General features: G+C 47.8%; 11 protein-coding genes. 3 read left to right on the top strand and 8 right to left on the bottom strand.

The window, feature by feature from the left end; translation table 11 throughout:
* Positions 1-234 precede the first annotated feature (234 nt).
* Positions 235-819 (top strand): TetR/AcrR family transcriptional regulator, encoded by a 585-nt coding sequence (locus tag U2F10_RS06065; protein ID WP_163671134.1) that lies wholly within the window; start codon positions 235-237, stop codon positions 817-819.
* Between the two features lie 252 nt (positions 820-1,071).
* On the top strand, positions 1,072-1,455 hold the full coding sequence (locus U2F10_RS06070; RefSeq protein ID WP_499871303.1) for an allophanate hydrolase-related protein: 384 nt from the start codon (positions 1,072-1,074) through the stop codon (positions 1,453-1,455).
* Positions 1,456-1,616: 161 nt separating this feature from the next.
* Here the strand turns inward: U2F10_RS06070 and U2F10_RS06075 are convergent, their stop codons facing one another.
* The 3 genes from U2F10_RS06075 to U2F10_RS06085 all read right to left on the bottom strand — a co-directional run bounded on the left by U2F10_RS06075 (position 1,617) and on the right by U2F10_RS06085 (position 4,414).
* Complete coding sequence (locus tag U2F10_RS06075; RefSeq protein ID WP_499871304.1) at positions 1,617-2,246, bottom strand: hypothetical protein; 630 nt, start codon at positions 2,244-2,246, stop codon at positions 1,617-1,619.
* A gap of 722 nt (positions 2,247-2,968) precedes the next feature.
* Complete coding sequence (locus U2F10_RS06080) at positions 2,969-3,688, bottom strand: MOSC domain-containing protein (protein ID WP_499057640.1); 720 nt, start codon at positions 3,686-3,688, stop codon at positions 2,969-2,971.
* A gap of 57 nt (positions 3,689-3,745) precedes the next feature.
* A complete protein-coding gene (locus U2F10_RS06085) occupies positions 3,746-4,414 on the bottom strand; it encodes a M24 family metallopeptidase (protein WP_499871305.1) in 669 nt (222 codons plus the stop codon).
* Between the two features lie 151 nt (positions 4,415-4,565).
* On the opposite strand from U2F10_RS06085, the gene pdxR reads away from it, so the two are divergent.
* A complete protein-coding gene (gene pdxR, locus U2F10_RS06090) occupies positions 4,566-6,026 on the top strand; it encodes a MocR-like pyridoxine biosynthesis transcription factor PdxR (RefSeq protein ID WP_499871306.1) in 1,461 nt (486 codons plus the stop codon).
* Between the two features lie 265 nt (positions 6,027-6,291).
* Here the strand turns inward: pdxR and U2F10_RS06095 are convergent, their stop codons facing one another.
* The 5 genes from U2F10_RS06095 to U2F10_RS06115 form a co-directional block, all read right to left on the bottom strand.
* On the bottom strand, positions 6,292-7,275 hold the full coding sequence (locus tag U2F10_RS06095) for a DMT family transporter (protein ID WP_163670663.1): 984 nt from the start codon (positions 7,273-7,275) through the stop codon (positions 6,292-6,294).
* Complete coding sequence (locus tag U2F10_RS06100) at positions 7,272-8,258, bottom strand: ABC transporter ATP-binding protein (protein WP_499871308.1); 987 nt, start codon at positions 8,256-8,258, stop codon at positions 7,272-7,274. Before U2F10_RS06100 ends, U2F10_RS06095 begins: the two co-directional genes overlap by 4 nt.
* On the bottom strand, positions 8,242-9,273 hold the full coding sequence (locus U2F10_RS06105) for an ABC transporter ATP-binding protein (RefSeq protein WP_163703150.1): 1,032 nt from the start codon (positions 9,271-9,273) through the stop codon (positions 8,242-8,244). Before U2F10_RS06105 ends, U2F10_RS06100 begins: the two co-directional genes overlap by 17 nt.
* A 453-nt stretch (positions 9,274-9,726) precedes the next feature.
* Positions 9,727-10,593: an ABC transporter permease gene (locus tag U2F10_RS06110; protein WP_499871310.1), complete on the bottom strand. Its 867-nt coding sequence runs from the start codon at positions 10,591-10,593 to the stop codon at positions 9,727-9,729.
* The gene (locus U2F10_RS06115) at positions 10,590-11,618 is read right to left on the bottom strand and encodes an ABC transporter permease (RefSeq protein WP_499871312.1); all 1,029 of its coding nucleotides are present in this window, start codon (positions 11,616-11,618) and stop codon (positions 10,590-10,592) included. The genes U2F10_RS06110 and U2F10_RS06115 overlap by 4 nt, the downstream gene beginning before the upstream one ends.
* Between the last annotated feature and the right edge of the window lie 45 nt (positions 11,619-11,663).

Genomic DNA, 11,663 nt, shown 5'->3' on the forward strand with positions numbered 1-11,663 from the left:
ACCGATAAATAGGCCGCCAGAAACTAATGCCACAATTTCCTGGGCTTGGATGTAGACAAGTAAATGGTTAACCACCCTTAGGTTTTATACACATTCATCCACCCAAGTCATGTAGCTAAACTATATGACCATAATTTTGCTAGTTGCAAACAGTGTCCAATTGCCCAAAAATCATAAGGCTAAAAGATATACTAAGTAGGCTTGTCACCCTGAAGCTCATCTTCCAAAGCTACAATGGCTAACCTGAAACGGACCCGTGAGGACATTTTGAAATCAATTGTCAGCACAGTTCATCGTCAGGGACTGACAGCGACAGGGTTAAGTAAACTGTTTGAAGTTAGTGGCGCATCATCGGGTAGTTTCTATAACTATTTTCAGTCAAAACATGAGCTGGGTCATGCCCTGATTGACTTTGAATGGTCCCAGCTCCAGGCCGATGTATTAGAACCTGCTATCTCCCATAGTGAGGATCCGATTAAGCAAGTCTTCTGGATTTTGGATCGACTAGAAGAAAAGCAAATGAAAGCGCCCAAATGCGGTGGCTGTTTACTCGGTAATTTGATTGTTGACCTGGTGGAGCAGGATCCCTCATTTCGCGACCATTTAATGCAGGTATTTAGCAAATGGGAAGGGGCCATAGCCCAAACGTTGCGTCAGGCTAAACCTCAACTCAGGGATGATATTAATCCAGAGCACCTGGCTGAACAAATCATCACGGCCATTGAAGGGGCAATGTTGATGAGCAAGTTACATCGAAATCAGGCCCGGCTCAAGCGAGGCTTCAATATCGCACGACAGGCATTAAAAAATGCACTGTAGAGTTTGATAGGTAATAATCACATACCCTTTGGTGCAAATCCCTGTTCCACAAAGCCTCTACATATTTTTGACTAATGGAGAGCTAGCGATGGGAGAATTTTTACACTTTAGGAAATAAAATCAATTAACTGCCAAATTAGTTGGATGTACAGACGTTCTATGGAACGTCTCTTCCACAGTTACGTTTGGAATTTATTGATGGCTTGCCCCTTAGACATTTATCGCCTAAATAATTTCTTCTCTCTGAAACCTATGACCGAAACTATCAAGCTTGCTGTCAATGGCACTCTGATGCGGGGACTTGAACTTAACCCCAACCTTCTCAACGTCAACGCCACCTTTGAACGCGACGCTCAAACAGAACCCGCTTACCGCATCTGGTCCATAGATGACAAATATCCAGCCATGATCAAGGTCAGCTCAGGGGGCGTCGCTGTGGCTGTTGAAGTATGGCAGGTGCCCCTGGCAGGTTTGGGGCTTATCCTTGCCCAGGAACCGCCGGGTCTGGCCATTGGGAAGGTGAAGCTCCACGATGGCGAAGAGGTGTTAGGCGTGATTGGAGAACCGTTGACGGTGGAAGGGAAAAAGGAAATTACAGAGTTCGGTGGCTGGCTGGCTTATCAGGAGGCTAACTGAGTCTTATTTGAGCATGCTTCATCTGCCAGCCAATACCTACCATGGCAATGGGCTTTTGCTGATGCCCGTTAAGCACCTTGAAACACCTAAACAGCCGAGGCTTCAAGTATATGCCCTGCTAGCAGACCAGTGCCCACCGCTTCAATCATTCCTTTTTCAGTTTAACCGTCTGATGGATCTGGATCACAAGCAGCCAATGCATGTTTCGTTTCTAGGTTTCTCAGATAGACCTGCTGCTGCTCAGGTGTAAGAACAGACAGTATTTTCGATTCAAACTCTCTATCTATTGCTTGGTTCTCCGCTACCTGTTCTGGAGTAAGCCGCAACCTTTCGGATAGGACAAACTCTACGTATTGACCGTATTCCGCGTTAAGCTCATCTATCTGCTCACTATCAGGCACCTGATCGAGGTTGGCAGCATCAGATACACTGAATATCTGTTGAAGTACATCATCAGGTATATGTACACCACCCTTCGCTATAATATTTATGCCATTGGGCATAACTTCCGTCTGAACATCCATCAATGCAGATCTTGCACTTAATTCCTCTTCTGCTTGTTGGTATGCGGCCTCTTGCTCAGGTGTAAATTCGATTCCTTGGAATTCATGAAATAATTCACCTTCAGGAACGAGTGCTTCAATACAATTACCTACAGATAGAGTTTCTATTTCAACGTCATCTTGATTTCGGGCTTGAACATATTGTTTATCGTTAGAATACATGGCGACTGAGGCAGCAGCCATTAAGCCAAAAGCAGAGATAGTCTTCAGGAAGAAAGAATGTCTCATGGTAGTCAGAACTCCAAAGAAAAAATGAGTTGGATAACGGATATAGTGCTGTGTGGCGGTAGTATGTAACTAAGTACTAACCCAATGCTTGCCTGATAAGGCTTTGAATTGATTTTTAGTTAAGAATAGGCGTACGGAATTTAAGCTCAACGCACAGCGCTTGAATTAGACGGTATATCTCGACAGTAGAGATGGCTCTCAGTTATTTCAAGCCGTCTGCGGGTTGAACAGCGAAGAACGAAAAGAAGCTAGGAAGAAAGTCTCATAAAACAATGTAACTTCTAAATTTAAGAGTCCTAAGTGATTTAGCCAGTTTTGAATCTGGCTATAGCGTTTCTCTATCTGGTGAGGGACATACTTGAAGCTAGAAAGCTTATCAGTTAATGATTTTGACGCACCTCATTTGAGCGGGAACCGCTATAAATCACAGGGCTTATAAAAAATCATAGTTTTAGGATTGACTCGCCGCTATTCTGTAAACAGAAATAGCCATGCCCATCAGCCCTATCCATGTAATCTCAAATATAGTTCTTCTCAAAAGAGGCAGATACCCCTCACTGACATACTGCTGCATTAGTTCTTTAAAGTTTCCCCATTTCATCCCTCTCTATAGAAGAAACACTAGCTTAGGGGACTGCACAAAAATAAAGACTCCGTTTGGGGCTATAGATGGGTAGATGGGTGATGAGGTGATTAGTTAAGCGCAACAGACCATTAGCCTACTATTCATTTTCACCAATTAACCGAGGTTTTGTATCCACCCTAATACCTCGACTAGCACGATTGGCCAGAGTCTGCTGCCAGTTTGCAGCAAGCAGTGGCAGTTCAGCCAGTTCAGCCACCTGGTCACGGCTAGTAGTACGATGATGCATCGTTTCATTCGCCCGCATCACCGTCCATTGAGGATAGGGACGATTGATTAAAACAAGCGGCTGCTTAGGAGTAACATACCCCTCTTGTAACACTCGAAAATACCAACCCGTTTTACCTGTGCGTTGCACTTGCAGGGCAAGATCTTTAATGCGCCATCGCCGTGACAGTTTCCAACAGGGTTGACGAGGTTGAGAGACCTGTACAATAGCGTCTCCTACCCCATAGGTATCACCAATACAAACCGATGATTCTGTTTGGCCAACCACTGTAAAATTCTCTCCGAATGCCCCATAGGGCAATGCTGGATTCATCAGCTGTTGTCGCCAATCAGGATAATGCTCAGCCGCATAGGCCAAAACGGCTTTTTCAGGTCCACCATGGTGACGTAAGTCAGCCTGTCTGTCTCCCTCTAAATTAGTTTTACCCAACCAAATAGACGTCTCAACCGGCTCTTTAAAGAAGCCAGTTGACCAGGGTCGATCCATGGGGTCAGATGCATTTTTAACCCCTAACTTTTTAACCAAACCTACCTGTATTGACGTTAGGTAGGGCGTCTCTACTAAGCTCATAGGCCTTGTGGTGGCTATATTATTTGACGGCGGCACTAGTGGTGTCAAATGATGGCATCAAATGAGAAGATCTTCATAAAATGCACCAAATGCTCTATGGGGGTGACGAATTTGAATCTCTAGTACCCACAACTTAGATGACGGACAAAAGGAAATATCCGCGAGACCGCCTTTATAGTAAACATCATGGGGAAAGTCTCCCAGGCGATGACCACTTAAATCCATATTTAACACCCAACCCATCTGATGGGCAATATCTTGTGCAAATTTATAGAGGCTATCCCCCCCCAGGGCGTCTATTTTCCACTTGTCTGATACCGCTTGAAAGATGTGTTTTACATCGTCAGCACAGCGCCGTAGTATCAGATTTTCCCCTGTGACAAAGGTATCCCCTGCGGCCCCTTCATAGTTTCCCCAAACTGGACCCACATCAATGAAGTAAATATCATTTTCTCCCAGGCGAATGCCAGATACTGAGTCTGCCCCAATTGTTTTGATGGTGTTGGGGCCAAACCGTACACAGGGTTGATGCCAGTTTTGGCGAGCACCCATATCCTGCAGGGTTGCGATCGCGATCTCGTTGGCTTCTTCTTCCAGCATACCAACCTGAATTTGCCGAGAAATCCGTCTGACTGCTTCAAACGAACGGTCACGGCTTGCAAAAAATAGATCCTCAGAAAAATTAGCTTGGGTTCTTTCGAGTACCTGTTGTTCTAAGGTGTGCATAAAATGACGGTCCCTTGAAACGTAGTTATATGAGCCCTTAAGTCCTTCAGGCCTATAGGCTTACAAGCTATTGCTGAATGACACATTACATCCTATAAAAAGATTGGACTCATGTAATGGACCAATTCAAATAAAAAATAGTGTACCAATTATGTTACACCTCCAGCTTGATCGGCAGCGCTCCCATCATCCCTATTACCTGCAAATTATGGAGCAAATTCGTGGAGCTATTCTTGCGGGTCATGTATCCAGGGGGTTTCAATTGCCCCCCAGTCGACAACTTGCCATAGAACTCGGCATTGCTCGACGGACCGTTGTTCTGGCCTATGAAGAGCTATGCGCCCAGGGATATTGTGAGAGCCAGGTGGGCAAAGGTACCAGCGTTGCTGATGTCGCGTTGCTGCATGTAGCTCCCCTGGAACACAGAACAACCACTGGATTACCCCAATGGCTCGTGGGGAAAACCCCTAGGTCAGCTGTCCCTGAGGGTGAGTGGCAACCTACCCTTAACGACAAGAGCATCTCCCCACAGCAACCCTTGATTTGCTTCACACCCAGCCTGGCTCAAACAAATTTACTACCCCTGAAAGCCATGCAAAAGGCATTTCAAACGGTGATGCAAACGGCGTCCATCCATTTACAAGGGTACGAAAAAAATAACGGTCATCCCGAACTATTAGACGCTATTTGTCACCATGTTTTATCAAACCGAGGTATAACGACCTCTCCCGATCAGATTCTTATTACCAATGGGTCGTTACACTCTTCATATCTACTCGCTGAATTGTTTACCCCCCATGGTGGTGGCCTCAGTTATGGTGTTCCAGGATATCTGCCGATCTCTCGAAATTTTATAAAAAAAGGAATTCAAGGCATTCCTTGTGCTGTCGATACAGACGGAATTTGTCTCACTGAGGCGGCCCATTTAGCCCGATTTCACTACGTGATGCCGGAGCATCATTTTCCTACCGGTGTAACATTATCACCTGAACGCAGAGGACTCCTGTTACAACTTGCGAGTCAACAAGATGCATTAATTATTGAAGATGATTATGACAGTGAATTTTATTTTAACCGCCATCCATTACCAGCATTAAAAGCGGCTGAATACAATGAGCGGGTTATCTATTTAGGGACATTCTCCAAAACGTTATTTAATGGTTTGCGGGTCGGATACATCATCGCTCACCCGGAAATAATTCAGCAACTGATGGATTTACGTTGGCAAATGGATGGGGGAACCAGTCTAATTCTACAGCTTTGGTTAGCTGAATTACTCAAGTCTGGCACCATCGATCATCATTTACGTCGTATGCGCGTACATCATCGTAAAAAGCGCGATCTAATTGCTCAATATTTACACCGAGGTTTTCCTCACTGGCAATGGCAACCACCCACTGGCGGCTTACAATTTTGGATTAAATTACCACCGAAACAATCTGCCCTCAAGGTGGTTCAACAATGTCGCGCTCTAGGCGTAAACGTTTTTTCCGGTCATCATTATTACTCATCTGAGTGTAAACAGGAAAGAGACCATTTAATTCTCGGATTTGGAACAGTGACTGAACAGCAAATTCACCAGGCCTTTAGTCAACTAAAGAATCTCCCCTGAAGCCAGACCCCACATCTGCTGCAAGCTCTGAAGCCTGTAATATGATCGCTTCGGCTGATTCGCTACTGAAAAGACTGATCAGCAGAGACGGATGCGTAGACCGGATGCATTAACGGGTGGGATTGCAGGGCAGCCAGGCCGCTCCCCGCCGCATAGATAAACTGTCGTCTTTGCATAGATGTGGGGTTTGTGGGGGTGAATCGGCTGGGGCGTTGGGTCCAGAATACAGAATTTCCTTCCCTAGGACAGCCCCATAGCCATGTCACTAATCAGCATAACGGGACTTTAAACTCAGCATAGACACACCAGTGGTCACCAACCCAATGCCCACAATCTGTTGTTGCTGCAACGCCTCTTGCAATATCCACCAGGCAAATAATGCCGTTAACGCAGGTGCGCTGGCGCTCAGTAATGCCGTTAAAGAGGCCCCAATCAGACCAATACCAGAGTTACTTAGAACATAGGCAATCAGTGTAAGGGTGGCTGAAAATACGGTCATCGCCAGAACGGGTGGCCAGGCATCTGGGGGTATCGTTATTTGCTGATTGACCAATAGAGTCAGACTGGCCAGCGTTGCCACGATAACAAAGGTATACAACGAAAACGGAATCGGATGTAACCCTGGATATTCAGGGTTTGCTTTGAGGGAGAATTCAGCAACAATACCATAGAGGCCAAAGCTAACCCCAGCACCAATCGCACAGATAATGCCCAATATAGGATTGGATACCCATTCAGATGGCGGTGTCAGGGTGGTGAGTACGACCCCCGTAGAAATGACCACCATTAGCCAAAGCTGATAGGGGCGTGGAGATTGTTTGAACAATTGCCACGCCAATAAAATAGTGATGGCTGGATAGATAAAAAAGATTGCGATCGCAACTCCAGCCACAATCTGACTCAGCGCTGTATACAACAGCGTTAAACCAAAAAACAAACAGACTCCACTCGCTGTCACAGATCCCCACAGTTTGGGCATAGTTGGCAATGTTTGCAAAACCTTAAACGTGCTGGGATATAACCAGGGGGTAAGTGCGGTTAATAGCAATGCCATGATTACCATACGCAAAGCCAGCAACAGGACAACATGACTCAGTTGCGGAGTAACAAATCCACCAAAAGGAATCTGACCAAACAGCTGGCTTGGTGTAAAAAACAGCCGTAATACTACATTTTGAACCGAGAGACCCAGGGCGCTTAGCAATACTAAGCCAATCCCCATAAGTTTACTAGAACGAAGTGGCGTCATTGAAGAGATGCAGGATAATGACAGGCCACCTGATGATAGTCGTTAATGGGCTCCAGCGTGGGTGCTGTTTGCTGACAGCCATCATCCCCCTGCGGACAACGACCATACAATCGACAAATGTGGGGTGATGGGTTGATGGGACTGCGCGGCTCCCCCGTCAAGGGAATCCGATGGGGATTTGCCTCAAATGCAGGAATAGCGGAAATCAGTGCCTGGGTATAAGGATGTCTGGGCCGATTAAAAATCTCATCCGTTGGCCCCGTTTCCACCAGCTTGCCCAGGTACATGACCAGGATGCGATCGCACAGCAGCCTCACCACATTCAAATCATGGGAAATAAACAAATAGCCCATAGTCATCTGTTCACGCAGCTCTGCCAACAGATGCAAAATCACCGCCTGCACCGACACATCCAACGCCGATGTCGGCTCATCCAAAATCAGGAGTGTGGGATTTAATGCAATCGCCCGCGCAATCCCCACCCGTGCCTTTTGCCCCCCTGATAGCTGATGGGGAAACCGACTTAACAACTCTGGCGGCAATCCCACCTGCTGCGCTAACTCCGTCGCCCGTTGTGGTAGTCGCTGCCGATCCTGCCTTGACCCCAACCGCCGAATCGGTTCTGTAATTGTATCAAACGCCGTAAACCGAGGATTCAAACTATCACTCGGATCCTGAAACACCATCTGCAATTTAGCCCGCTGAGCACTGTGCGCAAACTCTCCCACCGACACCTGACCAATATCCACCCCATTAAACACAATCGACCCAGCCGTCGGCTCTAACAGTCGCGCAATCAACCGCATCAACGTAGACTTACCACAACCAGATTCACCCACCAAACCCACACTTTCCCCCGGCAAAATCGTCAGATCCAAACCATCCACCGCATGGAGATATTGCGCCTGTTTGCTTCCAGACATCCAACGAGGTGTCTTAGTAGCAACAGGAAAATGTTTTGTAAGGTTAGTGACTTGTAGCATTTTCTCTCTCCAACGGATACCAACACCCCACCCAATGTTCCTCCCCAACCTGCTGATAAACCAGCCCTTCTTTTTGACATTTCTCAGTCGCCCGATCACACCGACTAATAAACCGACACGGCGGCAAATCCTCCCGACGCAAATCCGGCAAACTCCCCAAAATCGGAATCAAATCATCAAATCCCTTATGGGGCTCCGGCGTCGCCGCAATCAGCTTCGCCGTATAGGGATGACGCGGCTGAGTAAACAACAGATGGGTGGGCGCACTTTCCACAATGTGACCAGCATGCATAACAATGATGCGATCGCAATATTCCGACGCCAGTGCCAGATCATGGGTAATCACCACCGTCGCCATCCGTTGTTCCGTTGCCAGCTCCTTCAACAAATTCATTACCGTCGCCTGGGTCGTCACATCTAACCCCGTGGTTGGCTCATCCGCGATCAGCAATTGGGGGGAACAAGCTAGAGCTAATGCAATCATAATCCGCTGACACAGACCACCCGATAGCTCGTAAGGATACGCATCATACCGCTGCTGAGGATCAGGAATTTTCACACTGATCAACAATTCCAGGGCACGCTTTTCCAGTTGATTGCGCGGTAAATCTGCATGACAGCGCAGCACATCCACCAGCTGTTTACCCACCTTACGAATAGGGTTCAGCGCCACCCGAGGATTCTGAAAAATCATCGACAGATCCTTACCCCGCAGATATCGCAGTTTCTTTTCAGGCATCTTCAGGAGGTTATAGTGCTCTGTATCCTGGCTCCAGAGCACATCTCCATTGGTGACATGGCCTGCCCGGTCGAGGATGCCTAAGATGGCCAGGGCTAGGACGGATTTACCTGAACCACTTTCACCGACGATGCCGACGGTTTCTCCTTTGTTGATGTGGAAGCTGATGTTTTGTAGGGCTTTAACGGTGCCAGTGCGAGTGCGGAATTCGACTGACAGGTCGCGTACTGACAGCAGGGAGGTTTGAATAGATGTAGTAGTAGGTGGGGAGATCATGAGTTAGTTTTCATCGATTCCACTGCTGGCTAAAAGTTAAAGGTTTGGTATGTTCTACGCTGAGAAGGGCCGCCAAACAACAAGACGATAACCCAATTAATCGACCCTGCCGTAACCCCTATTTAACGCAATTGAGGACAACCCAATAGGCTGGGTTCTAGGGCGGCCTCCCGGCCCTAGCCATGGGGGTTTGGGGAACTCGGAGGGACCCCAAGTAACCGGTTTTGGTTCCCTCCAATCCACCTCTCGATTCACTCTGAATAAAGTCATCATCCTTACAGATTTTCTCTGGTGAATACGAAACAACTCTGCCTTACGAAGGGGAGGTGCCGAAGGCGGAGGGGTCTCGACCGTTGGCGCAAGTTTTCCAGACCCCTCCCTGACGGTTCCCCTTGGTAAGGGGAACCAGTTTTTGCCAAGCCTCTGGGAGATTTTGAACTTGATTCCCATGGTTTAAGTCCTCATTCTTGGGTCAATCAAATCTCGCAAACCATCTCCTAGCAAGTTAAAACAAAACACCGCTAACATTAGCACCGCCCCTGGGAAAATGGCTAGCCACCATTCGCCAGAAATAATATAGGTGGCTCCTTCAGCGACCATAATCCCCCACTCGGGGGTGGGCGGTCTGACACCGAGACCAATAAACGACAATCCGGCTGCATTCAAGATAGCCCAGCCCATATTTAATGAAATATGCACCATCATCACGGGCAACACATTGGGGAACAGATGGACGGCCATAATTCGTAGATGGCCATTGCCCGCCAGTCTTGCCGCCTCCACATAGCCCGCATCTCGACGTACTAAAATCTCGGCCCGTACCACACGGGTATACAGGGGAAGATTGATGACGGCTGTGGCATAGATAATATTCTCTACAGTATTACCGAGGGCGGCAACCAAACCCATGGCCAGGATAAATAGGGGGAATGCCATGAGGGTGTCAATGACGCGGCTGATGATGCGATCGCACCAGCCCCCAAAATACCCGGAACAAGTCCCTAAAATACTGCCCAGTGCAAAGGACAGTGCCACCGCTACCACCGCAATGCCCAGGTCCAACCGAGTCGCCACCAGCACCCGGCTTAGCACATCCCGACCCAGGTCATCGGTGCCAAACCAATGGTTGGCTGTGGGGGGAGATAGGGCAACAGCTGCATTGCTAGCGACGGGATCGTAGGGTGCGATCGCATTGCCAAACAGGGCAAACAGTACGAACACAAAGAACAATAAAAATGCCCCAAATGTGACTACATTCTCGCCGATAATATAGCGAGCCTGGGCCAGTGAAGATTTGGAAACTGTTTGAGATCGGGTCATGGCTCCACTCCCGCCCGAGGATCAATCACGGTGTACAGCAAATCAATTAACAAATTCAGCACCACATAAAGCAACGCCATCGTCAGCACAAATCCTTGCACCGCCGCATAGTCCGAAGCAATCAGGGCAGACACCGCATAGGAACCAATTCCCGGCCAGGCAAAGACTTTTTCCACCAACACATTAGCCCCAAGCAAAAAAGAAAACACCACTCCCAATGTGGTCACCACCGGCAACATGGCATTGCGAAAAGCATAGCCAAACAGAATCGTATGGGGCGCTAATCCACTAGCTCGGGCCGTGCGAATAAAATCACTGGACAAGACACTCAGCATTGATGCCCGTGTCACCCTTGCTAAAGGAGCCAGAGCAAACAGGCCTAAGGTGACTGCAGGCAATATTAGCTGGCCAAATGCCGCTTGAAACGTTTTCCATTCCCCAGCCAACAAACTATCCACCAAAAACAATCCTGTCACCTGCTCCGGCGATGAGTAGAGAATGGCCAGCCTTCCTAGGGGAGCTGGTGCCACACCCAAACGAAAATAAAATACATAGATTAGCAATAACCCTGTAAAAAAGGTGGGCAATGACACACCTGTTGTTGCCAAAACTCTGACACCATGGTCAATCCAAGACCCTGGACGAGTAGCCGCCAGAATACCCAACGGTAAGGCCAAAGCTAAGGAAAAGACCAGCCCTGCCAAGGTCAGTTCAAGTGAAGCAGGCAATCGTGTGAATAAATCAGAGACAACGGTTTGCCCTGTGGTCAGAGAATTACCCAAATCTCCTTGCAGGATTTCGCCAACATAAATAATGAACTGTTCAGGCAGACTACGATTCAGCCCCAAAGTTTCTCGAATCTGATCAATAGCTTCTTGGGTCGCAGCAGGTCCAGCAAAATAAGCAGCCGGGTCTCCAGGGAGCGCGCGGGTAAGCACAAACGTGACGACAATGACACCAAGGATGCTAGGAATTGCGGCAATAATGCGACGGATGACAACAGAGAGTGTAGAGGGACGAGACATAAGCTTTAGGAAGGGCGTAACCCTGTTACAGAGGCTTAACGATAA

The organism is Leptothoe sp. EHU-05/26/07-4 (assembly GCF_043421015.1).
GTDB lineage: Bacteria > Cyanobacteriota > Cyanobacteriia > Phormidesmidales > Phormidesmidaceae > Leptothoe > Leptothoe turfae.

What these genes read in the sequence shown, in the direction of transcription:
- U2F10_RS06075 (WP_499871304.1), bottom strand. Translation starts at nt 2,246, where the DNA reads ATGAGACATTCTTTCTTCCTGAAGACTATCTCTGCTTTTGGCTTAATG.
- U2F10_RS06095 (WP_163670663.1), bottom strand. Translation starts at nt 7,275, where the DNA reads ATGACGCCACTTCGTTCTAGTAAACTTATGGGGATTGGCTTAGTATTG.
- U2F10_RS06070 (WP_499871303.1), top strand. Translation starts at nt 1,072, where the DNA reads ATGACCGAAACTATCAAGCTTGCTGTCAATGGCACTCTGATGCGGGGA.
- U2F10_RS06085 (WP_499871305.1), bottom strand. Translation starts at nt 4,414, where the DNA reads ATGCACACCTTAGAACAACAGGTACTCGAAAGAACCCAAGCTAATTTT.
- U2F10_RS06100 (WP_499871308.1), bottom strand. Translation starts at nt 8,258, where the DNA reads ATGCTACAAGTCACTAACCTTACAAAACATTTTCCTGTTGCTACTAAG.
- U2F10_RS06065 (WP_163671134.1), top strand. Translation starts at nt 235, where the DNA reads ATGGCTAACCTGAAACGGACCCGTGAGGACATTTTGAAATCAATTGTC.
- U2F10_RS06115 (WP_499871312.1), bottom strand. Translation starts at nt 11,618, where the DNA reads ATGTCTCGTCCCTCTACACTCTCTGTTGTCATCCGTCGCATTATTGCC.
- pdxR (WP_499871306.1), top strand. Translation starts at nt 4,566, where the DNA reads ATGTTACACCTCCAGCTTGATCGGCAGCGCTCCCATCATCCCTATTAC.
- U2F10_RS06110 (WP_499871310.1), bottom strand. Translation starts at nt 10,593, where the DNA reads ATGACCCGATCTCAAACAGTTTCCAAATCTTCACTGGCCCAGGCTCGC.
- U2F10_RS06105 (WP_163703150.1), bottom strand. Translation starts at nt 9,273, where the DNA reads ATGATCTCCCCACCTACTACTACATCTATTCAAACCTCCCTGCTGTCA.
- U2F10_RS06080 (WP_499057640.1), bottom strand. Translation starts at nt 3,688, where the DNA reads ATGAGCTTAGTAGAGACGCCCTACCTAACGTCAATACAGGTAGGTTTG.